The sequence below is a fragment of the Polaromonas sp. genome, from assembly GCF_031411155.1.
Taxonomy (GTDB): Bacteria; Pseudomonadota; Gammaproteobacteria; order Burkholderiales; family Burkholderiaceae_C; genus Polaromonas.
In genome coordinates this window covers 1-22,424 of record NZ_JANOAL010000090.1, presented here as the reverse complement: position 1 = coordinate 22,424, position 22,424 = coordinate 1, and the positions used below count along the sequence as shown (strand labels likewise).

Annotated in this window: 21 protein-coding genes; 15 read left to right on the top strand and 6 right to left on the bottom strand. The window is 65.1% G+C overall.

Translation table 11 applies throughout. The annotated features are described in order from the left end of the window. The 3 genes from RMO23_RS05690 to RMO23_RS05680 all read left to right on the top strand — a co-directional run. Positions 1-544 (top strand): polyprenyl synthetase family protein (locus RMO23_RS05690; RefSeq protein ID WP_309679350.1); only part of this gene is annotated, 544 nt, incomplete at its 5' end. Positions 545-583: 39 nt separating this feature from the next. Continuing rightward, positions 584-2,458, top strand: a complete 1,875-nt coding sequence (gene dxs, locus RMO23_RS05685) for a 1-deoxy-D-xylulose-5-phosphate synthase (protein ID WP_309679348.1) — start codon at positions 584-586, stop codon at positions 2,456-2,458. A 193-nt stretch (positions 2,459-2,651) separates the two neighbouring features. Further along, positions 2,652-3,734 carry a TRAP transporter substrate-binding protein gene (locus tag RMO23_RS05680; RefSeq protein WP_309679345.1) on the top strand — a complete coding sequence of 361 codons (1,083 nt, stop codon included), beginning with the start codon at positions 2,652-2,654 and terminating at the stop codon, positions 3,732-3,734. 110 nt (positions 3,735-3,844) lie between these two features. On the opposite strand, the gene RMO23_RS05675 is transcribed toward RMO23_RS05680, so the two are convergent. The 4 genes from RMO23_RS05675 to senB form a co-directional block, all read right to left on the bottom strand. Beyond that, positions 3,845-5,638 carry a TRAP transporter large permease subunit gene (locus RMO23_RS05675; RefSeq protein ID WP_309679343.1) on the bottom strand — a complete coding sequence of 598 codons (1,794 nt, stop codon included), beginning with the start codon at positions 5,636-5,638 and terminating at the stop codon, positions 3,845-3,847. A gap of 14 nt (positions 5,639-5,652) precedes the next feature. After that, positions 5,653-6,258: a TRAP transporter small permease subunit gene (locus RMO23_RS05670; protein ID WP_309679341.1), complete on the bottom strand. Its 606-nt coding sequence runs from the start codon at positions 6,256-6,258 to the stop codon at positions 5,653-5,655. Between the two features lie 141 nt (positions 6,259-6,399). Next, on the bottom strand, positions 6,400-7,479 hold the full coding sequence (gene selD, locus RMO23_RS05665) for a selenide, water dikinase SelD (RefSeq protein WP_309679339.1): 1,080 nt from the start codon (positions 7,477-7,479) through the stop codon (positions 6,400-6,402). Positions 7,480-7,489: 10 nt separating this feature from the next. Next, complete coding sequence (gene senB / locus RMO23_RS05660; RefSeq protein ID WP_309679337.1) at positions 7,490-8,491, bottom strand: selenoneine biosynthesis selenosugar synthase SenB; 1,002 nt, start codon at positions 8,489-8,491, stop codon at positions 7,490-7,492. Positions 8,492-8,534: 43 nt separating this feature from the next. On the opposite strand from senB, the gene senA reads away from it, so the two are divergent. Then, positions 8,535-9,773: a selenoneine synthase SenA gene (gene senA / locus RMO23_RS05655; protein ID WP_309679335.1), complete on the top strand. Its 1,239-nt coding sequence runs from the start codon at positions 8,535-8,537 to the stop codon at positions 9,771-9,773. Between the two features lie 36 nt (positions 9,774-9,809). Here senA and RMO23_RS05650 read toward each other — a convergent pair whose 3' ends face one another. Beyond that, positions 9,810-10,943 (bottom strand): substrate-binding domain-containing protein, encoded by a 1,134-nt coding sequence (locus tag RMO23_RS05650; RefSeq protein ID WP_309679333.1) that lies wholly within the window; start codon positions 10,941-10,943, stop codon positions 9,810-9,812. Between the two features lie 135 nt (positions 10,944-11,078). Between RMO23_RS05650 and RMO23_RS05645 the strand changes: the two genes are divergently transcribed. From RMO23_RS05645 to RMO23_RS05625, 5 genes are all read left to right on the top strand, one after another. Further along, positions 11,079-11,843 carry an ABC transporter permease gene (locus tag RMO23_RS05645; RefSeq protein ID WP_309679331.1) on the top strand — a complete coding sequence of 255 codons (765 nt, stop codon included), beginning with the start codon at positions 11,079-11,081 and terminating at the stop codon, positions 11,841-11,843. Continuing rightward, the gene (locus tag RMO23_RS05640; RefSeq protein ID WP_309679329.1) at positions 11,840-12,532 is read left to right on the top strand and encodes a phosphate ABC transporter ATP-binding protein; all 693 of its coding nucleotides are present in this window, start codon (positions 11,840-11,842) and stop codon (positions 12,530-12,532) included. The genes RMO23_RS05645 and RMO23_RS05640 overlap by 4 nt, the downstream gene beginning before the upstream one ends. 52 nt (positions 12,533-12,584) lie before the next feature. Further along, positions 12,585-13,364, top strand: a complete 780-nt coding sequence (locus RMO23_RS05635) for an extracellular solute-binding protein (RefSeq protein WP_405041568.1) — start codon at positions 12,585-12,587, stop codon at positions 13,362-13,364. A gap of 74 nt (positions 13,365-13,438) precedes the next feature. Further along, positions 13,439-13,822 (top strand): DUF2946 family protein, encoded by a 384-nt coding sequence (locus RMO23_RS05630; protein ID WP_309679325.1) that lies wholly within the window; start codon positions 13,439-13,441, stop codon positions 13,820-13,822. Between the two features lie 74 nt (positions 13,823-13,896). After that, positions 13,897-14,895 (top strand): DUF1775 domain-containing protein, encoded by a 999-nt coding sequence (locus tag RMO23_RS05625; RefSeq protein WP_309679322.1) that lies wholly within the window; start codon positions 13,897-13,899, stop codon positions 14,893-14,895. A gap of 42 nt (positions 14,896-14,937) precedes the next feature. Here RMO23_RS05625 and RMO23_RS05620 read toward each other — a convergent pair whose 3' ends face one another. Next, a complete protein-coding gene (locus RMO23_RS05620) occupies positions 14,938-16,080 on the bottom strand; it encodes a helix-turn-helix domain-containing protein (RefSeq protein WP_309679320.1) in 1,143 nt (380 codons plus the stop codon). Positions 16,081-16,267: 187 nt separating this feature from the next. Between RMO23_RS05620 and RMO23_RS05615 the strand changes: the two genes are divergently transcribed. The 6 genes from RMO23_RS05615 to RMO23_RS05590 form a co-directional block, all read left to right on the top strand. Then, on the top strand, positions 16,268-16,735 hold the full coding sequence (locus tag RMO23_RS05615) for a 2Fe-2S iron-sulfur cluster-binding protein (protein ID WP_309679319.1): 468 nt from the start codon (positions 16,268-16,270) through the stop codon (positions 16,733-16,735). A gap of 48 nt (positions 16,736-16,783) precedes the next feature. Then, on the top strand, positions 16,784-19,159 hold the full coding sequence (locus RMO23_RS05610) for a xanthine dehydrogenase family protein molybdopterin-binding subunit (protein WP_309679317.1): 2,376 nt from the start codon (positions 16,784-16,786) through the stop codon (positions 19,157-19,159). 23 nt (positions 19,160-19,182) lie between these two features. Beyond that, positions 19,183-19,974 carry an FAD binding domain-containing protein gene (locus tag RMO23_RS05605; protein ID WP_309679315.1) on the top strand — a complete coding sequence of 264 codons (792 nt, stop codon included), beginning with the start codon at positions 19,183-19,185 and terminating at the stop codon, positions 19,972-19,974. 138 nt (positions 19,975-20,112) lie between these two features. Continuing rightward, complete coding sequence (locus tag RMO23_RS05600) at positions 20,113-21,021, top strand: MoxR family ATPase (protein ID WP_309679313.1); 909 nt, start codon at positions 20,113-20,115, stop codon at positions 21,019-21,021. Positions 21,022-21,032: 11 nt separating this feature from the next. Continuing rightward, on the top strand, positions 21,033-22,217 hold the full coding sequence (locus tag RMO23_RS05595) for a VWA domain-containing protein (protein WP_309679312.1): 1,185 nt from the start codon (positions 21,033-21,035) through the stop codon (positions 22,215-22,217). Between the two features lie 12 nt (positions 22,218-22,229). Continuing rightward, positions 22,230-22,424, top strand: a 195-nt coding sequence (locus RMO23_RS05590; protein WP_309679310.1) for an SRPBCC domain-containing protein, incomplete at its 3' end; no start/stop codon positions are given.

The window sequence follows — 22,424 nt, the reverse complement described above, 5'->3', positions numbered from 1 at the left end:
GGCGCTGGCTTTTGAGCTGCTGTCGCCCGACGATGGCTCGGTCGATGACGCCACCCAGGCCCGGCTGTGCCGCATGCTGGCCAGGGCCGCCGGCTTTCAGGGCATGGCGGGCGGCCAGGCGATTGACCTGGCCAGCGTCGGCCTGCCGCTGACATCGGCCCAACTGCACGAGATGCATCGCCTGAAAACCGGCGCACTGCTGCAGGCCAGCGTCATGATGGGCGCCGCCTGCGCCGCGGTGCAGCCGGCCGTGCTGGGCGCGTTGCGCGACTACGGCGCGGCGGTGGGGCTGGCGTTTCAGGTGGTGGACGACATGCTGGACGTTACCGCCGACTCCGCCACGCTGGGAAAAACCGCCGGCAAGGACGCCGCCCAGGACAAGCCCACCTTTGTCTCGCTGATGGGGCTGCAGGGCTCCCGCGACTACGCGCAGCAACTGCTGGCGCAGGCGCTGGCCAGCCTGGACACGCTTGAGTCCAGCGGGCTTGGCAACAGCGCGGCCCTGCGCGCGCTGGCCGACATGCTGGTCAATCGCCATCACTAAAACACAGCGCGGAGCCCGGCTCCGACAGAACAACACACGATGCACCCCTTGCTAGAAACCATCAACAGCCCCGCCGACCTGCGCCTGCTGTCGCGCGCCCAGATCCGGACGCTGGCCGACGAGCTGCGCGCCTTTTTGCTCGACTCGGTTTCAAAAACCGGCGGGCATCTGAGCTCCAACCTCGGCACCGTCGAGCTGACGGTGGCCCTGCACTATGTCTTCAACACGCCCGAAGACCGGCTGGTGTGGGATGTGGGCCACCAGACCTACCCGCACAAGATTCTGACCGGGCGGCGCGATCGCATGGGCAGCCTGCGCCAGTTCGGCGGGCTGTCGGGCTTTCCGCGCCGCGACGAGAGCGAGTACGACACTTTCGGCACCGCGCATTCCTCGACCTCGATTTCGGCGGCGCTGGGCATGGCACTGGCGGCCCGGCAAAAAGGCGAAGACCGCCACGCGGTCGCCATCATTGGCGACGGCGCCATGAGCGCCGGCATGGCCTTTGAGGCCCTGAACAATGCCGGTGTGCATGACGACTGCCGGCTGCTGGTGGTGCTCAATGACAACGACATGAGCATCAGCCCGCCCGTGGGCGCGCTGAACCGCTATCTGGCGCAACTGATGAGCGGGCGCTTTTACGCCTCGGCCAAAAACGTCGGCAAGCATGTGCTCAGCGTGGCGCCGCCCCTGCTCGAGCTGGCCAAGCGCCTGGAGTCGCATGCCAAGGGCATGGTGGTGCCGGCCACGCTGTTTGAAAATTTTGGCTTCAACTACATCGGCCCGATTGACGGCCATGACCTTGAGTCGCTGGTGCCGACGCTGGAAAACATCCGCCAGCTGATGTCGCGCGGCGCGGGGCCGCAGTTCTTGCATGTGGTGACCAAGAAGGGCCAGGGCTACAAGCTGGCCGAGGCCGACCCGATTGCCTACCATGGCCCCGGCAAGTTCGACCCGAGCATGGGGCTGCAGAAATCGGCCACGCCCGCCAAGCAGACCTTCACCCAGGTGTTTGGCCGCTGGCTGTGCGACATGGCCGAGCAGGACAGCCGGCTGGTCGGCATCACGCCGGCCATGCGCGAAGGCTCGGGCATGGTCGAGTTCCACCAGCGCTTTCCGGAACGCTATCACGACGTCGGCATTGCCGAGCAGCATGCGGTCACGTTTGCGGCGGGCATGGCCTGCGAAGGCCTCAAACCCGTGGTGGCGATTTACTCGACGTTTTTGCAGCGCGGCTACGACCAGCTGATTCACGATGTGGCGCTGCAAAACCTGCCGGTGGTGTTTGCGCTGGACCGCGCCGGCCTGGTCGGTGCCGACGGCGCGACCCACGCCGGAGCCTATGACATCCCCTATTTGCGCTGCATCCCCAACATGAGCATTGCCTGCCCGGCCGATGAGGCCGAATGCCGCAAGCTGCTGAGCTCGGCCTTCGAGCAAAGCCACCCGGTGGCGGTGCGTTACCCGCGCGGCGCCGGTGCCGGCGCCCTGCCCGAGGCCGGGTTGCAGGCCCTGCCCTTTGGCAAGGGCGAGCTGCGGCGTGAGGGCGCGGGCATTGCCATCCTGGTCTTTGGCACGCTGCTGTACCCGGCGCTGCAGGCAGCCGAAAAACTCAATGCCACCGTGGTCAACATGCGCTGGGCCAAGCCGCTGGACACCGAATTGCTGTTCATGGTCGCGGCCAGCCACCAGGCCCTGGTCACCGTGGAAGAGGGCGCCATCATGGGCGGCGCAGGCAGCGCGGTGAGCGAGGCGCTGCAGGCGGCGGGACAGCTTTTGCCGATGCTGCAACTGGGCCTTGCCGACGAGTTCATAGAGCATGGCGACCCGGCCAAACTGCTGGCGCTGCAAGGCCTGGACGCTGCCGGCATCGAAGCCTCGGTGCGCGCGCGGCTGGCGCATTTTCTGGCGGCTTGACGGAGTTCGCCCGTCTCAAAATTTCAACCTGACCATCACTCGTTCAAGTGATGTTTCAACACGCCCGCTGGCACAGTTCCGCAGGGAAAACCCGCGCCGGCCTGCTCTGGGCCAGCCCTAAAATCGTGTAGGCTTGACAAGTCGCAACGCGGTCACAAGCCGCGTTTTTTTCAATGTACCCGGAGTGAATTCAATGGATCGTCGTTCCCTTATCAAAAACGCTGGTATTGCCGGTGTCCTGGCCGCGGGCATCGCGCCTGCCGTTCATGCGCAGGCCGCTGTTCGCTGGCGCCTGGCTTCCAGCTTCCCGAAATCGCTTGACACGATTTATGGCGGCGCTGAAGTGTTTGCCAAGGCGGTCAAGGCCATGTCGGGCGGCAAGTTCGAGATTTCCGTGCACGCCGGTGGCGAGCTCATGCCTCCGTTTGGCGTGGTCGATGGCGTGCAGGCCGGCACGGTCGAGATGGCGCACACCGTGCCTTATTATTTTTACGGCAAAAACCCCGCCTTTGCGCTGGGCTCGGCCGTGCCGTTTGGCCTCAATGCCCGCCAGATGAATGCCTGGATGATGCATGGCAATGGCCGCAAGCTGATGAACGAGCTCTACGCCGCCTACAACATCGTCAGCTTTGCCGGCGGCAACACCGGCACCCAGATGGGTGGCTGGTTCCGCAAGGAGATCAAGGGCGTCGCCGACTTCAAGGGCCTGAAGATGCGCCTGGGCGGCGGCCTGGTGGGCGAGGTCATGCAAAAGCTCGGCGCCGTGCCGCAAAGCATTCCTGGCGGCGAGGTCTACCAGGCGCTTGAAAAAGGCACGATTGACGCGGCCGAGTGGGTCGGTCCTTACGATGACCAGAAACTGGGCTTTAACAAGGTGGCGCCGTTTTACTACTACCCCGGCTGGTGGGAAGGCGGTCCGGAAGTGGACTTCTTCATTAACCAGAAGGCCCTGGCCGCGCTCTCCCCCGAGAACCGCGCCATCGTCGAAGCCGCCGCTGCCGTCGCCAGCTCCGACATGCTGGCCAAGTACGACGCGCTGAACCCGGTCGCGCTCAAGCAACTGGTGGCAGCCAAGACCAAGGTGCTGCCGTTCTCGCAGGCCGTGCTCGAAGCCTCCTTCAAGGCCTCGATGGAAGTGTTTGCCGCCAACGATGCCAAGAGCCCGGAATGGAAAAAGATCTACGCCGACATGCGGGCCTTCCAGCGCGACCAGGTGCTGTGGTTCCGCTTTGCCGAAAACCGTTTCGACAACTTCATGGCGACGCAAAAGCTGTAAGCGCCCATGCCGGTTGCTGACCGGCACGGTCAGCTTTCGCCGGCTCCAGCCGGTTCACAAAAAAACCCCGCATCGCGGGGTTTTTTTTATGGTCGCCCGCTTTGCGGCGGCTATTTCTTGGCTTTGTCGATGGACTCCTGCATGGCCTTCATCGGGTCATCATCGGCCAGCGGCGCCGCGGCAGGAAGCGCCGCATCGGCCCCGGAGGCGGCCGCTGCGCCGGGGGCCGCCGCCGGATCAAGCGTCGGCTGCTCCGGCGGCATGCTGTTTTCCATCTCGATGCGCACCTTTTCGAGGTCGTAGACCTGCTTTTTGTCCAGGCCGCTGGAGACAATGCCCGGGAAGGCAATGATCAGCCCGACCATGATGACCTGGATCAGCACGAACGGAACCGCGCCCCAGTAAATCTGCATGGTGGTCACCGGCTCGATGATTTTTTTGGTCAACCGGTCGGTATAGGCCTTGATGGGCGCCACACTGCGCAGGTAAAACAGCGCAAAGCCGAACGGCGGGTGCATGAACGAGGTCTGCATGTTGACCGCCAGCAGCACGCCAAACCAGATCAGGTCGATGCCGAGTTTTTCGGCCACCGGCGCCAGCAGCGGCACCACGATGAACGAGAGTTCAAAGAAGTCCAGGAAGAAGGCCAGGAAAAAGATCAGGATGTTGACCACGATCAGGAAACCGGTCTGGCCACCGGGCAGGCCGCTGAGCAGGTGCTCGACCCATTTGGGGCCATCCACGCCCTGGAAGACCAGGCTGAAGATGGTGGAGCCGATCAGGATGAACACCACAAAGCACGACAGTTTGGTGGTGGTGCTGAGCGCCTGCTTGAGCAGTGAAAAACTCAGGCGCCGGCGCACCATGGCCATGGTGAAGGCGCCCAGCGCGCCCATGGCCCCGCCTTCGGTCGGGGTGGCGATGCCCAGAAAGATGGTGCCCAGCACCAGAAAGATCAGCAGCAGCGGGGGAATCAGCACAAAGGTGACGCGCTCTGCCATGCGTGACAGCAGGCCCAGGCGGCTGACCTTGTTGAGCACGGCCAGAACGAAGGCCAGCATGACCCCGGCGCACATCGACACCACAATGGTCTCGTCCGTGGGCACCGTGGTCACGGTGGTGCCGGTCAGCCAGCTTTGCACGGCGGCGTAGTGCTCGCCAAAGTACAAGGCGGCGGCGGTTGCGGCAATCGTCAGCAGCAACAGCGACAGCAGGCCGCTTTTGCCGCTGTCTTCCCGAATCGTGCGGGCTGCCGCCGGCAGGGCGGGCACCCAGTCGGGCTTGAACACCGCCAGACCCACCACGTACAGCACATACATGCCGGTCAGCGCAAAGCCCGGAATGAAAGCGCCCTTGTACATCTCGCCCACGCTGCGTCCCAGCTGGTCGGCCAGAATGATCAGCACCAGCGACGGTGGAATAATTTGCGCCAGCGTGCCGGAGGCGGCAATCACGCCGGCCGCAACGCGCCGGTCATAGCCATAGCGCAGCATGATGGGCAGTGAGATCAGGCCCATCGAGATCACCGATGCGGCGACCACGCCGGTGGTGGCGGCCAGCAGCGCGCCGACCAGAATGACGGCCAGTGCAAGGCCGCCGCGAATCGGGCCAAACAGCTGGCCAATCGTGTCCAGCAAATCCTCCGCCATGCCGCTTCGCTCAAGAATCAGGCCCATCAGGGTGAAAAATGGAATGGCCAGCAGGGTGTCGTTCTGCATGATGCCGAACAGGCGCAATGGCAGGGCCTGAAGCAGCGCTTCGGGCAAGACGCCCAGCTGCACGCCAATAAAGCCGAAGAACAGGCCGCAGGCGCCCAGGCTGAACGCCACCGGAAAACCCATCAGCAAAAAGACGATGAGCCCCAAAAACATGATGGGGGCGAGGTTTTGAATGAAAAATGCCATGAATGTTTCCCCGCTCAGCCGACGTTGGTGTTGGTTTTTGTTTCGGCGAGCCGGCGTATGGCTTCGGCCAGCTCCTCTTCGGCGGTTTTTTCAACCTTCTTGACGGTCGGGTCTTCAATCAGGCCCTGCAGAAACGCAATGCGCTTGATCAGCTCGGACCAGCCCTGCAGCAGCAGCAAGGTAAAGCCCAGCGGGATCATGGCGTACACCGGCCAGCGAATCAGGCCCCCGGCGTTGCCGGACATCTCTCCGGAGCGAAAGCCCTGCATGAAAAACGGAATGCCGTAGTACAGGATGGCCAGGCATACCGGCGTCAGGAAGAAGGCAAAACCGATGATGTCGACCCAGATCTGGCCGCGCTTGGAGAGGCGGCTGGACAGCACATCAATCTTGACGTGCTCGTTTTGCAGCAGGGTGTAACCCGCCGCAATCAGGAAGGACGCGGCAAACAGGTACCACTGGACCTCCAGGTAGGCATTGGAGCTGACGTTAAACACCTTGCGGACGATGGCGTTGACGCCGCTGATGACGGTGGAGGCCAGAATCAGCCAGATGACATGCTTGCCGATCTGGGTGTTGAGCCAGTCCACCGCGTTTGAAAATTTGAGCAGGGCGCGCATTTTTTTGATCTCCAGGGTAAAGAGGGCCGCCCTGGCACTCATCCGCACACCGCGGTGAACGGCTGCTGCAAAGGAATGGGGACGAAAGGAAAATTTTATAGAGAAGCAGGGAAATTCAGCCCATCGGCGGTTGAAGTTTTTTCACGAACTGGCGCCCCGCAGCACTTGCAGGCCGCTGCCCTCCAGCATGCGGCCAATCGTGCGGGCCGCCGCAAAACCATGGCGCGCAAAGCAGGCCAGCACCTCGGCCTCGGTCTCGGGCGCGCATGACACCAGCAGGCCGCCGCTGGTTTGCGGGTCGCACAGCAGGGCTTGCTGCGCGGCCGAAATGCCGGCGGGCAACTCGACTTCACTGCCGTAGCTGGCCCAGTTGCGCCCTGATGCGCCGGTCACCACGCCGGCTTCCGCCAGCGCCAGCACACCGGGCAGCAGCGGAATCTGATCGAGCCGAAGCTGCATCTTGAGTTTGGCGCCGCGCGCCAGTTCCAGGCCGTGGCCGGCCAGGCCAAAGCCGGTGATGTCGGTCAGTGCATGCACGCCGTCCAGCTGGGCCAGTTCAATGCCGGGCTTGTTGAGCTGGGTCGTGACCGCAATCATTTGCGCATAGCCTTCGGGCGGCAAAATTTCCTTTTTCAGCGCAGCCGACAGGATGCCCACCCCCAGCGGCTTGCCCAGAACCAGCACATCGCCGGCCCTGGCGCCCGAGTTTTTCTTGACGCGCGAAGGATGCACCAGACCAAGCACCACCAGGCCGTAAATCGGCTCGACCGAATCAATGGTGTGGCCGCCCGCAATCGGAATGCCGGCATCGCGGCAGACATCCTGGCCGCCGCGCAAAATCGCGCCAATCGTCTCCAGCGGCAGCACATTGATCGGCATGCCGACCAGCCCCAGCGCCATGATGGGCGTGCCGCCCATGGCGTAGACGTCGCTGATGGCGTTGGTGGCGGCGATGCGGCCAAAGTCATACGGGTCATCGACGATGGGCATGAAAAAGTCGGTGGTGGCGATCAGGGCCTGTTCCTCGTTGAGCTGGTAGACCGCCGCGTCGTCGGCGGTTTCAATGCCCACCAGCAATTCTTTGGGGATCGGCAGGTTGCTGGAGTTTTTGAGGATTTCGCTCAACACGCCGGGGGCGATCTTGCAGCCACAGCCACCGCCATGCGACAGGCTGGTGAGGCGGGGCGCCGCAGGTGTTTTCAGGGTTTCGGGGGCGGTCATGGTGCGTCTTTCAGAAAGGGGCCGGCGTGGGGTTCAGGGCGGAACGCACCAAGTTTATGACAAGGCGCTTTTCTTTCGCCGGATCGAACAACGCGGCGCGCTGCCGGCATTGCCTTTGCAGCAGGGCCAGAAAGTCCGGCTCGGCGGCGCAGCGACGCACCAGTGCGGCCAGCCCGGCCGCATCACCGAGCGCAAAGTAGCCGCCGTAGTCGACTCCCAGCATGCCCAGGTTGCCGCTGATGCGCGAGGCCAGCACCGGCGTGCCGGCCTGGATGGCTTCGAGAATGACCTGGGCGCCGCCCTCCATCTGCGAGCAGTTGACCAGCAGATGCGCCCGCTTCATGTGCTGGCGCGTGGCGGCGCGGGGCAGGCCGCCCAGCCAGCGAAAGCGTGGCGCGCGCTGCGCGGTCATCCGGGCCGCTTCGGCGAAGCGCGGCGCCAGTGCTTCGCCAATCTGGTCAAAATAAATGTGGGGGGCAAAGTCCAGCGCTGCCGCCTTCATGAAGGTCAGCGGGTCTTTCTCGTCGCGCAAATGGCCGACCATCAGCGCCCGAAAGTTGCGCTGCGATTTTGTGGCCGGCTTGAGCGCCGGGGCCGACTGGTAAATCACCTGCGCCTTGGCGCGCCAGCGCTCGGGCAGGGCGGCCAGCCCGGCCTGCTGCAGTACCACCAGATGCGTGGCCAGCGCCAGCGACTGCTGCGCGCTGGCATCGGTGTCAATGTCGCGGTAGAGGTCGGTGCCGGTCAGCACCACGATCAGCGGCTTGCCGGGCCAGGCCTCGGCCCAGGCGCGAATCGAGTCGGCCGAGCGGCGCGCGTGCAGGGCAATCAGGGCTTGCGGCGCGTCAGCCGGTGCAACGCTGCCCGGTGGCGCGGGCCACTGCCGTTGCAGCGCAATGTCACAATAACCCGACAGAAATCGTGCCCAGCGCTGCGCGGTGTGCCAGTTGCCGTTGTTGGCTTCCTGCATCGCCGGGCTTACCAGGACTAGTGTTTTGGCTTCAGATTCCATACCTTCTTCGTCACCGGGTTCGCGGGCCAATGCCGTCCCGGGCATGATCGATTCGCCACTGATGCGCAGCGCGGACCGCGAACTGCTGTCGCTGGCGCTGATGGATGCGCGCAATCATACGCTGCAGCTGTTTGGCCAGTTCCAGAATGCGCTGGAAGGCGTGAACTTTGTAGTGCCGCAGCTTGCCAGCCTCAATCCGCCGCTGTGGGAGCTGGGCCATGTGGGCTGGTTTCAGGAGTGGTGGATTGGCCGCAACATGCAGCGCGCCCTGGGCACCCGCTGCGAGCCCGCGCACACCCGGCTGGCCTCGATAGAGCCCGATGCCGACAGCTGGTGGGACTCGTCCAGCGTGCCGCACGACACGCGCTGGACGCTGCCCCTGCCCGACGTGGCAAGCTGCCGCGCCTATCTGCTGGGCACGCTCGAAAGCACGCTGGACCTGCTCGAAAAAGCCGGTGACGACGACGACGCGCTGTACTTTTACCGCCTCTGCCTGTTTCATGAAGACATGCATGGCGAGGCTTTTGTCATCACCGCCCAGACCCTGGGCCTGCCGCTGGACAAGGCGCTGCGCGCGGTGTTTACGCCGGCACCCATGGCCCAGCGCGAGCCGCTGCTGGTGCCGGCCACGGTCTGGCAGATGGGCAGCCCGGCCGGCAGGGGCTTTGCGTTTGACAATGAAAAAGCACCGTACGCGATCAGCGTGCCGGAGTTTGAAATTGACGCCCAGCCCGTCAGCTGGGCGCAGTTTGTGGAGTTTGTGGACGACGGCGGCTATGACCGCCGCGAGCTTTGGCAGCCCGAGGGCTGGCAGTGGCTGGAGCGCCTGGCCGCTGGCGAGGGCCGGCGCGGCCCGCGCTATGTGGACCAGATCGGCGTGGCCAGCGGCGCCGTCATGCAGACCTGCTTCGGCCAGCCCATGCGTATGCTGGCGAACCAGCCCGCGATGCACATGAGCTGGTGGGAGGCCGACGCCTGGTGCCGCTGGGCCGGGCGCCGCCTGCCGGCCGAGGTGGAATGGGAGGTGGCCGCGCACACCGCCGCGCGGCGCGGTTTTTACTGGGGCGATGTCTGGGAGTGGATGGGCACCACCTTTCGGCCCTATCCGGGCTTCGCAGCCGACCCCTACCTGGACTATTCGCAGCCCTGGTTTGGCAGCCACAAGGTGTTGCGCGGCGCCTCGTTTGCCACCCGGGCGCGCCTCAAAAACCCGAAATACCGCAACTTTTACCTGCCCGAGCGCGACGATATCTTTTGCGGCTTCAGGTCTTGCGCGCTTTAATAACGCTATAAAAATAATAGCTGCTCGTGCTTATTCTTATTGGGCTGTAGCCTGTTTTTGTTCGATATTTCGGGTTTTCGGGCGACGGTAGTTCCACCACGGCAAGGTGGCCCGCAAGGACAGCACCAGGCCGCTTTGCGCCAGCTCGCCACTGTAGCCCGGCAGCTGCTCCAGCGCGGTTTGCCAGTCGCGGCTTTGCAGCGCTTGCCGCAGGGCCTGCACCGGGAGCGTGAGCAGTTCGGACTTCAGGCACACCAGGTGGTAGCGCTCCCGCGCCAGCGGCACAAAGCCCAGTCCTTTGTCGCGCGCCGCCGCTTCAATCCCCAGGCCCGCATCGGCCGCGCCGCTGGCCACCGCCTGGGCCACGGCCGTGTGCGAGGGTTCCTGCGTGGCGTAGCCGTTCACATCGGACGGCGTCATGCCGGCCCGGCCCAGCAGCTCGTCCAGCAGCACCCGGGTGCCGGCGCCGGCTGCCCGGTTGACATAGCGCAGGCCGGGCCGCTTCAGGTCGACCAGGCTGGCAATGCCCAGCGGATTGCCGCTGGCCACCATCAGTCCCTGGCTGCGGTGGGCAAACCCGATCAGCTTGTGCAGGCCGGGCCGCAACAGGCTGCGGTAGGTCTGCGCCGCCACCGACTGGCTGGCGGGCTGGTCCAGGGTGTGAAAGCCGGCCATCATGCAGCGCCCGGCGTTCAGCGCCGCAATCGCATCGACGCTGCCCATGAAGCGGATGTCCAGGTGCAGGCCGCGCGGGCTGGTCTGCTCGCGCAGGGCCGACAGCGCCGCGTCGTGGCTGGCGTACAGCGTGAGCACATGGGCGCTGTCGTCAAAGGCGGTGGAAAACGCGCGTTCGATGTCGCCTCGCAGGGCTTCGATCTGCGGTGCCAGCCGGGCTTGCGCCTGGCGTTCTGCCCACAGCAGCTTTTCGCCAAACTCGGTCAGTCGCGCGCGCTGGCCCTTATCCCAGACGATGAGGGGGCGCCCCAGCGTCTGCTCCCAATCTTTCAGCGCGCCCCAGACATGGCGGTAGGACAGGCCCAGCACCCTGGAAGCTTTGGAGATGGAACCCTGTTCGCGCACCGCGTGCAGCAGGTCCATCAGCGGGTTGCGTATCAGCGCATCCTTGCCGCGCTGGGGGGTGAGCAGGTAAGAGAGTTCGACTTTGTGCATGGCGGGCGGGTGCTGCGCTGATTATGGGTGCAATGCGGCGCCTTGCCGGGCCTATGCAAGGGTCTTCATAGCTGGTGTTTACCGATGCGCGTGCAAGGGCCTGTGGCCTACGATAAGCCCTGCAAACCCTTAGCCATGAACACCTTCTCCGACAGCGCCGTTACGGCTTTCTCGCTCATCACTTCGCTCGATCCCGTGCTGGCCAGCATCGCCTTGCGCTCGCTGGCGGTCAGCGCCTGCGCCTGCCTGATCGCTTGCGGCGCCGGCCTGCTGCTGGGCGGCTGGCTCGGGGTGGCGCGCTTTCAGGGCCGCGCCGTCGTGCTGGCGCTTCTGAACACCGCGCTGGCCCTGCCGTCGGTGGTGGTCGGTCTAGTGGTGTATTTGCTGCTGTCGCGTAGCGGGCCGCTGGGTTTTCTGGGCTGGCTGTTTTCGTTCAAGGCCATGGTGCTGGCGCAAAGCGTGCTGGTGCTGCCGGTGGTCACCGCACTGGTGCGCCAGACCATTGAAGATGCCGACCGCAGCCACGGCGAGCAGTTTCAGTCGCTCGGTGCGGGGCGCTTTGTGCGCAGCCTGATTTTGCTGTGGGATGAGCGCTACGCCTTGCTGACGGTGCTGATTGCCGCCTTTGGCCGCGCCATTTCCGAGGTGGGGGCGGTAATGGTGGTGGGCGGCAATATTGACGGCTTCACCCGGGTGATGACGACCGCGATTGCGCTGGAAACCAGCAAGGGCGACCTGCCGCTGGCGCTGGCGCTGGGCATTATTTTGCTGGGGGTGGTGCTGCTGCTCAATGTGCTGATTGCGCTGCTACGGCACTGGCGCGAGCGGCTCGATGACCAGTTGCCCGAGGTCAGCACCGGCCTGGCCGCGCAACTCAGCGCCAGGGGGGCGCAACCATGACGGCGCAGCTGTTCGACTTGCAGGCGGTCAGTGTGCAGTTCGGGCCGGTCAGGGTGCTCAGCGCCTGCACGCTGCGCGTCCAGGCCGGTGAAAGGCTGGCGCTGGTGGGCTCCAATGGCAGCGGCAAGAGCACCCTGCTGCGCACGCTGCACGGGCTGGTGCAGCCCGCGTCGGGCCGTCTTGCGCACGATGCGCAGGCGCGCCAGGCCATGCTGTTTCAGCGGCCCTACCTGCTGCGCGCCAGCGTGTTGAACAACGTGGCGCTGGGCCTGTGGCTGGGCGGCGCGTGCTGGAAGCAGGCCAGGGCGCAGGCCCAGCAGGCGCTGGAGCGCGTCGGCCTGGCCGACCTGGCGCGGCGCAATGCGCGGGCGCTGTCAGGTGGGCAGCAGCAGCGCGTGGCGCTGGCGCGGGCCTGGGCCAGCAAACCGCAGGTCTTGCTGCTCGACGAACCGACCGCCAGCCTGGACCCGACGGCCAAGCGCGAGGTCGAGCGCCTGATGGCCGAATTCTCGGAGGCCGGCATGACCCTGGTCTTTAGCAGCCACAACCTCGGTCAGGTCAAGCGCCTGGCCAGCCGCGTGATTTATCTGGAGCGCGGCCAGGTGGTGGCCGATCTGCCGACGCAGGCGTTTTTTAACGGGCCGCTGCCGGCGGCGGCCGAATTGTTCTTAAAAGGAGAGCTGGCATGAAGGGGAGGCCATGAACGCACGCATTTACCAAGGTTTCAGGGCGCTAGCCCATATGTTGTGGGCGTTGACAGCTACAGTTTCAATAGCACAAGACAACGCGGTCGTGATGGCGTCAACGACTTCGACCGAGCAGTCGGGGCTGTTTGGCCACCTGCTGCCCGAGTTCAAAAAAGCCACCGGCATAGCCGTGAAAGTGGTGGCGCTGGGCACCGGCCAGGCCCTTGACATGGGGCGCCGGGGCGACGCCGACGTGCTGTTTGTGCATGACCAGGCGGCCGAGGAAAAGCTGGTGGCCGACGGCTTTGCCGTCAAGCGCTACCGGGTGATGTACAACGACTTTGTGCTGATCGGCCCGGCCGCCGACCCGGCCCGGGTGAGGGGCAAGGACATTGTGGCGGCGCTGAAAAAGCTGGGCGACGCCAACGCCGGTTTCATCTCGCGTGGCGACAAGAGCGGAACCCACGCGGCCGAGCTGCGCTACTGGAAGGCGGCCGGCATGGAGGCCCCCAGCTTTGCCAGCTACAAGGCCTGCGGCTGCGGCATGGGCCCGGCGCTCAACATCGCGGCCAGCAGCAATGTCTATGTGCTGGCCGACCGCGGCACCTGGCTGTCCTTTAAAAACCGCGCCGACCTGACGGTGCTGGTCGAGGGCGACACGCGTTTGTTCAACCAGTACGGCGTGATGGTGGTCAACCCCACCAAACACCCGCAGACCCGGGTGGTCGAGGCGCAGAAATTTGTGGACTGGGTGCTGTCGCCGGCCGGCCAGGCCGTGATCGCCAGCTACAAGATAGGCGGCGAGCAGCTGTTTTTCCCGAACGCGGTGAAGTAAGCGCTTTTCCGCGCGGCGCCGGCTTGCGCAATATTGGGCTTCCCGAACACGCTACGGCTACCTATAATTTGCTCGTGACTTGCCACCGCCCCTCCGCCGCCCGACTGCCCTTGACCGTGTGGGCGCGCCTGGCCGCCTGGCTCGGCTTTCTGGCCGTGCTATCCGCGCTTGCGGCGCCCGTATCCATGCTGGCCGAAGAGGTGCGCACCGGCCAGCTCGGCGGGCTGTGCAGCGCCGGCAAGGCTTTAGCCGCCAAAGCCGACGCCGGTGAAGGCGCTGCCCTGCAGGCGGGCGGGCATTGCGACTGGTGCGGCTCGATGGGGCAGGCCCTGCCGCCATTGCCGCTGGCTGCGGTTTTCTGTGCTTCGGCTGATTCGCGGCTTGCGCTGCAGGCTTTTGCGCCAAGAGCCGCCTTCGACACCGGCCGGCCTTTCAGCCGCGGGCCTCCCGCACTTTGAACTGAAGTTTTGCGGCGTGCAGACCTTTGGGTCGGCACGTCATTGACCATTCATTTCAAGCTGAGGGAAAAATCATGACACATTCTTATGCTACAAAAATCATAGCTGCTGGTGCAATCTGCATGTTGGCCGCGCCGGCTTTTTCGCATATTGTTCTGGAAACCAGAAGCGCCCCGGCGGGCGCCACCTACAAAGCAGTGTTCCAGATTGGCCATGGCTGTGAAGGCTCTGCCACCACCGGCGTGACGGTGCAGATTCCGCCCGGTTTTCAGGGCGCCAAGCCGTTTGCCAAGGCCGGCTGGACCGCCAGCACCAAGCTCGGCAAGCTGGCCAAACCCTATGCCAGCCAGGGCAAGCCGGTGACCGAAGACGTGGCGGTCGTGCGCTGGGTGGCGGCGGGCAAGGCAGCGGCGCTGCAGGACGGGCAGATCGACGAGTTCGCGCTGCGCGGCAAACTGCCCGAGGTGGCCGGGCCGCTCTGGTTCAAGGTGCTGCAGACCTGCGAAAGCGGCAGCCTGGACTGGAGCGATATTCCCGCATCGGGCGTGTCGGTGAAAGGGCTGAAATCTCCGGCGGTCCTGCTGGAAGTGACCGGCCCTGGTGCAGTCGCCGCGCTGGCGCCATCGGGCCAACCGGTTCAGGTCAGCGATGCCTGGGTGCGCGCCACGGTGCCGGGCCAGCGCGGCAGCGGCGCTTTCATGAAGATCACCGCGAAAGAGGGGCTTCGCCTGGTGGGTGTTTCCTCGCCGCTGGCAGGCGTGGCCGAGGTGCATGAGATGAAGATGGAAGACGACATCATGAAGATGCGCGCCATGCCGGTGCTGGAGTTGCCGGCCGGTAAAACGGTGGAACTCAAGTCCGGCGGCAACCATGTGATGCTGATGGACCTGAAGCAGCCCTTGATCAAAGGCAGCACATTGCCGCTGACCCTGCGCTTTAAAAACGCCCAGGGGGTTGAAAGCAAGCTGGAACTGCTGCTGCCCGTGAGCATGGTGGCGCCGGGCCCTGCCAGCACGGTGGCTGCGGGCAAGCCGGCCGACACGGCCGATGAACACAGCCTGCACAAGCGTTGAATCCGCGGCCCGGAAACTTCAGGCTCTTGGGGTGTTACGGCGCTAGCCGCGCCTGCCCGGTCCGAGCCGGCGGTACACCGTGGCGCGGCTCACGCCCAGCGCCCTGGCGGCCTGCACCACATTGCCGCGGGCATCGTCCACCGCCTGCCGGATCAGCGCGGTTTCGATGTCCTTGAGCGGCCTGGGTGCGGCGGCGCGGCCTTCCACGGCGCGCGCGGCCTGCGCGCGGCGGCCCTGGCCGGGCAGCAGCGGCAGCGCGTGCAGCCGCAGGCCGGTCCACAGCGGCACCTCGAGCGCGCTGGCCTGTAGCGCATCCTGGCGGCGCGCGCCGTCAAACAGGGTTTCAAAAGGCAGGGCAAACAGGTCGCTGCAGTGCAGTGTCGAATAAGCTGCCATGCTGAGCTGCGGCACCATCTGCCGGGCGGTCTGGTTGGCGGCGCTGACGCAGCCATCGACATCCAGGCAGACCAGGCCGTCGCTGTCGTCGCCCAGCGCGCGGCCCGGCCAGTTCAGGCGGATCAGCAGGCCATGCGGGTGGCTCAGGGTCAGCGCGTTTTCAATGCTGCGCGCCGACTGGCTCACCAGGTGCTTGAGTTCGGGGCGCTCTATGCTGTCCACCCCGGTCAGGTCCAGCATGCCGACGCACTGGCCGTGCGGGCCGAACAGCGGCGCACCGGCGCAGCTGTAGTCCGAAGTGGCCTTGAAAAAATGCTCGCCCCGATGCAGCCAGACCGGCTGCAGCTCGGTCAGCGCCGCGCCTATGGCGGTGGTACCCACGCTGTGCTCCGACAAATCCACCCCGACGCGTGTGATCAGGTCGACGCGGCGATCATGCCGGTCTATCGGGCCGCTGACATCGACGACCACGCCCTGCGCATTGGTCAAGATCGCAAAATAATGGGTGTTGGCAATGGCGCGCCCAAGCTGCTCCAACACCGGGCGCGCCGCCTGCACCAGCTGGTGGTTGGCTTCCTCGGTGCGGCGCAGGGCGTGCGGCCCCAGCACATTGAAGCTGACATCCCCGTCGGGTTTGAGCCCGCCGGCCAGGCAGCGCCGCCATGAGCGTTCTATCCACGGGTCGGCCAGCGCGCCGGGCAGGCTCTTGCCCTCCTGCATCACCGCCTGGCGGGCCCGCATGATCTGCTGGCGGCGTTGTTCGGCGCTGGGTGCGAGGGCGGGCTGCATGGTGGGAAACCTTTGGGATGCGCCAGGGGTTTGGCACCGATTGTTTCATTTTGAGAATTTCGCAAGGCTTTGGCAAGCGGCCTAGGGTTTAACCTAGGAATGCGGCGACAGGCCGGTGCGAACAATGCTTGAGTTCCCCCCTCGTTACAAGCTCAATCAAAGCTGCAAGCCAACAGGAGACAAGTCCATGCAAGTCCAATTCACCGTCAACGGCAAATCATCGAGTGTTGAAACCCCGCCCCACACGCTGCTGGTGCAGGTGCTGCGCGAGCAGCTCAGCCTGACCGGCACCCATGTCGGCTGCGACACCGCCCAGTGCGGCGCCTGCACCGTGATGATGAACGGGCGCGCCGTCAAGTCCTGCAACATCCTGGCCGCCCAGGCCGAGGGCAGCGAGATCACCACCCTCGAGGGCCTGGCCCAGGCTGACGGCACCATGCACCCGATGCAGGCCGCCTTCAAGGAATGCCACGGCCTGCAATGCGGCTTTTGCACCACCGGCATGGTGATGAGCGCGCTCGACCTGTGCCAGCACCACCCCAAGGCCAGCGAGGCAGAAATCCGCGAACTGCTCGAAGGCAACATCTGCCGCTGCACCGGCTACCAGAACATCGTCAAGGCGGTGCAGCAGGGCGCTGCCGCCATGGCGGGCTGAAGCGCCAGCGACCCTCATCAATCCGTTCAATTTTTCTGGAGTACACAAATGGGTGCATCCGACTTTGCCAATCTGCCCAACATTGGCGCTTCCATCCGCCGCAAGGAAGACTACCGTTTCCTGACCGGTGGCGGGCAATATACCGACGACATCACGCTGGCGCACCAGAGCTACGCGGTGTTTGTGCGTTCGCCGCATGCGCACGCCAACATCACCAGCATCAATACCGCCGCCGCCAAGGCCGCGCCGGGCGTGCTGGGCGTGTTTGTCGGTGAAGATGTCGCGGCCGACAAGATCAACGGCCTGCCCTGCGGCTGGGGCATTACCAGCACCGACGGCACGCCGATGAAGGAGCCGCCGCACCCGATTCTGGCGCAGGGCAAGGTGCGTTACGTCGGTGACCATGTGGCCATGGTGGTGGCCGAGACGCTGGAACAGGCCAAGAATGCGGCCGAGCTGGTCGAGGTCGACTACGACGTGCTGAGTGCCGTCGTCAAGGTGGCCGACGCCGGCAAGGCCGCGGCGCTGCACGATGCCGCGCCCGACAACCATTGCTACAAATGGGCGATTGGCGACAAGGCGCAGGTCGATGCCGTTTTTACCGGGGCTGCGCATGTCACCAAGCTGGATCTGATCAACAACCGGCTGATTCCCAACGCCATGGAGCCGCGCGCCGTGATTGGCTCCTACAACCGTGCCAACGATGAATACGTGCTGTATGTGTCGAATCAGAATCCGCACGTCGAGCGCCTGCTGCTCACCGCCTTTGTGATGGGCCTGCCCGAGCACAAGGTGCGGGTGATTGCGCCCGATGTGGGCGGCGGCTTTGGCTCCAAGATTTACCTCTACGCCGAGGACGTGTGCCTGACCTGGGCCTCCAAGAAGCTCAACCGCAACGTCAAGTGGACGGCCGAGCGCAGCGAAGCGTTTCTCTGCGACGCCCATGGCCGCGACCATTCCAGCCATGCCGAATTGGCCATGGACAAGGACGGCAAGTTTCTGGCGCTGCGGGTGCACACCGACGCCAACATGGGCGCCTACCTGTCCACCTTTGCGCCGGCCATCCCGACCATTTTGTACGCCACCCTGCTGGCCGGCCAGTACTCCACGCCGCAGATTTATGTCGAGGTGGATGCCTGGTTTACCAACACCGCGCCGGTCGATGCCTACCGCGGCGCCGGCCGCCCCGAGGCGACCTATCTGCTGGAGCGGTTGGTGACGCGCGCCGGCTGGGAACTGGGCCTGGCGCAAGACGAAATCCGCCGCCGCAACTTCGTCAAGGATTTTCCTTACCAGACGCCGGTGGCGCTGCAGTACGACGTGGGCGACTTCCATGCACTGCTGAATCGCGGCAACGAGCTGGCCGACGTGGCCGGTTTTGGCCAGCGCAAGGCGGCCTCCGAGGCCAAGGGCTTGCTGCGCGGCATGGGCTACTCCTGCTACATCGAGGCCTGCGGCCTGGCGCCCAGCAATATCGCTGGCGCCCTCGGCGCACGGGCCGGCCTGTTTGAATGCGGCGAGGTGCGGGTGCACCCGACCGGCAGCGTGACGGTGTTCACCGGCTCGCACAGCCACGGCCAGGGGCACGAAACCACGTTTGCGCAGGTGGTGGCGGCGCGGCTCGGTATTTCGGTCGATGCGGTGGACATTGTTCACGGCGACACCGGGCGCGTGCCCTTTGGCATGGGCACCTACGGTTCGCGCTCCATGTCGGTGGGCGGCACCGCCATCATGAAGGCGCTCGACAAGATCGAGGCCAAGGCCAAGAAGATTGCCGCGCACCTGATGGAGGCCAGCGACGCCGATGTGGAGTTTGCCAACGGCGAATTCACCATCAAGGGCACCGACAAGAAGGTGACCTTCGGCCAGGTCGCGCTGACGGCCTACGTGCCGCACAACTACCCGCTCGACAAGCTCGAGCCCGGCCTCAACGAGACCGCGTTTTACGACCCGACCAACTTCACCTTTCCGGCCGGCACCTACATTTGCGAAGTCGAAGTCGACCCGGCCACCGGCACGGTGCGGGTAGACCGCTTCACCGCGGTGGATGACTTCGGCAACATCGTCAACCCGATGATTGTGGAGGGCCAGGTGCATGGCGGGCTGGTGCAGGGCATTGGCCAGGCGCTGATGGAAAACTGTGTCTACGACCCCGAATCGGGCCAGTTGCTGACGGGCTCGATGATGGACTACGCCATGCCGCGCGCCGACGACATGCCCCACTTCACGCTGGACACGCTGTGCACCCCCTGCAGCCACAACCCGCTGGGCGCCAAGGGCTGCGGCGAGGCCGGCGCCATTGGCTCGCCGCCGGCGGTCATCAATGCCGTGCTCGATGCGCTCAAGCCGCTGGGCGTGGTCGACTTCGACATGCCGGCCTCGCCCGGCCGTGTCTGGGAAGCCATCCAGTCTGCAAAACACTGAACCCGGTTGAAGGAGACAACACCATGTATGCATTCACTCTTGAACGGCCCACCAACGTAGCGGACGCCGCCAAGCTGGCCGCCGCCGGCGCCAAACCGCTGGCCGGTGGCCAGACCCTGCTGGCGTCGATGAAGCTGCGCCTGTCCAGCCCCGAACAGCTGGCCGATTTGAGCGGCATCAAGGAACTCGCGGGCATCAAGCGCGAGGGTGATGCCTTTGTGATTGGCGCCATGACGCGCCACGCCGATGTGGCCGAGAACGCCGAACTGAAGGCGGCCTTGCCCGCGCTGGCCGACCTGGCCGCCAATATTGGCGACCGCCAGGTGCGCGCCATGGGAACGCTGGGCGGCTCGGTCGCCAACAACGACCCTTCGGCCTGCTACCCCAGCGCGGTGCTGGCGCTGGGCGCGACGATTCACACCACCGCGCGCAAAATCGCCGCCGATGACTTTTTCCTCGGCATGTTTGCCACCGCGCTGAATGACGGTGAGCTGATCACCGCCATCAGTTTTCCCATCCCGAAGCGCGCCGCCTACATGAAGTTCAAGCAGCCGGCCTCGCGCTTTGCGCTGGTGGGCGTGTTTGTGGCGCAGTTCGATGCCGGTGTGCGGGTCGCCGTCACCGGCGCGGCCAGCGGCGTGTTTCGGCACGCCGGGCTCGAAGAGGCGCTGAGCAAAAGCTTCACGCCGCAGGCGGCGGCGGCCGTCAAGATTGATGCGTCCGACCTCAATAGCGACATTCATGGTACGGCGGCTTACCGCGCCAACCTGATCAGCGTGCAAACCCAGCGCGGCGTGGCCAATGCACTGGCCTGAGCGCGGTGGCAGGTTTTTGGCAACCCGCTGCTCCCGTGCATCGGGATTTTAGTGTTTTTTTAAGCGAGTTAAGGCTCTAGCCCAATAAAAACGGGCACAGGCAGCTATTAAAAATATAGCACATGGCGGATCGATTGCATGACACCTTTCACGGACATTGATGCGCTGACCCGGGCGCTACAGGACGCCGGCTACTTTGCCGACCGCCGCCTGGCCACCGCCGTCTTTCTGGCGCTCAAGCTGCAGCGTCCGCTGCTGCTCGAAGGCGAGCCCGGCGTCGGCAAAACCGAGCTGGCCAAGGCGCTGGCGCTGGCGCTGCAGCGGCAGTTGCTGCGTCTGCAGTGTTACGACGGGCTGGAGCAGCGCGAAGCCCTGTACGAGTGGAACTATGCCGCCCAGCTGTTGCACATGCGCGCGGTGGAAGGCCACAGCCAGGCCGCCGATGTCGAGCGCGAGGTCTATCAAGACCGTTATCTGATTCGCCGCCCGCTGCTGCAGGCGCTGCAGGCGCCCGCGCCCGGCGCCGTGCTGCTGATCGACGAGGTCGACCGGGCCGATGAACCGTTCGAGGCTTTCTTGCTGGAGTACCTGGGCGAATACCAGGTCAGCATTCCTGAAATCGGCACCGTGCGTGCCGAAATCACGCCGGTGACCATACTCACCAGCAACCGCACGCGTGAACTCAACGACGCGGTCAAGCGGCGCTGCCTTTACCACTGGCTTGACTACCCCGACCGCGAGCGCGAGCTGGCCATTGTGCGCAGCCAGGTGCCCGAGGCCGGCGAGCAGCTGTCGGCCCAGGTGGCGGCTTTTGTCGACAAGCTGCGCCGCTCGCCGTTTGGCAACGCCTTTCAGCGCGCGCCCGGCATTGCCGAAAGCGTGGAATGGGCCAAGGCGCTGATCGCGCTCGACACCCTGGTGCTGGACCCCGAGGTGGTGGCCGACACGGCCGGCATTTTGTTCAAGCAGCGCGAGGACGTGGCGGCGCTGACGCACGAGCTGGCGGTTCAGTTGCTCAAGCCCGAGGAAGAAGCGTCAGTTGGATAAGGTGGCTAACCATGCAGCTGGGTGATTCGCGCAGCGGCAAGCTGGCCGACAACATCGCCGGTTTTGGCCGCGCGCTGCGCCGCGCCGGCGTCAAGGTCGACAGCCAGCGCATTGCCCTGGCCAAGGAAGCCGCGCTGGCGGTGGGTGTGGCTGAAAAGCAGGACCTGAGTGCCGCCTTTGAAGCCGTGATGGTCAGCCGCGAGCAGGACCGGCTGGTGTTTCGCGAACTGTTCGATGTCTACTTTCAGGACCCGAAAGTCGCCAACAAGCTGCTGGCGCAACTGCTGCCCAGCGCCGAGGGCAAGGCCGAGGCCAGCAAGCGCCGCCCGCGCGTGCGCGAGGCGCTGGCACCGCAAAAAACCTTTGGCCAGCAGGCCAGGCCGAATGCCGAGGACCAAAAGGTCGAGTTTGACGCCGCCATGACGGCCAGCGACATCGAGCGCCTCAAGCATGCCGACTTCGCCTCGCTGTCTGCCACCGAATACCGGCTGGTCGAGCGGCTGGCGCGCGACATCAAGCTGCCCTTGCCAAAGTTTGCGTCGCGCCGCAGCCGGCCCGCCAGTTCGGGCGCGCGCATTCACTGGCCGGGCGTGATGCACCAGGCCGCGCGCACGGGGGGCGAGCTGATGCAGCTGCCGCGCCTGCAGCGGCGCGAGCAGACGCTGCCCTTGCTGATGCTGGTCGATGTGTCGGGCTCGATGGAACGCTATGCCCGCTTGCTGCTGGCCTTTTTGCATGCGGCCACGCGGCGCCACCCGCACCGCGACGTGTTTGCCTTTGGCATGCACCTGACTGATCTGACGCCGGCGTTTCGCCAGGCCGACACCGACGAGATGCTGGCCCATGCCAGCTTGGCGATTGAGGACTTTGCCGGCGGCACGCAGCTGGGCGCCTCGCTGGCCAGCCTGCGCCAGCACCATGCGCGCCGCCTGGTGGGGCGCCGCACCATCGTGCTGGTCATCACCGACGGACTTGACACCGGCGAGCCCGCCGATCTGGCGCAGGAGCTGGCCTGGCTGCGGCGCCGCAGCCGCCGCCTTCTGTGGCTCAACCCGCTGCTGCGCTTTGACGGCTATGCGCCGCTGGCGCGCGGCGCGGCGGTGCTGCATGCGCACGCCCATGGCATGCTGGCGGTGCACAATCTGGCCAAACTCGAAGAACTGGCTGCCAGCCTGGCAGCCCTGATGAAAAAATAAGGAGCACACCCCATGGACATGCAAGGCAGCCGGCAACTCGCCATCACCCAGCAACAGGCCTGGGATGCACTGAACGACCCCGCCGTGCTCAAAACCTGCATACCGGGCTGTGACAAGGTCGAGCCCAGTGGCGAGAACCAGTACGCCATCGGCATGGCACTCAAAATCGGACCGGTTTCGGCCAAATTCACCGGCAAGATCACGCTC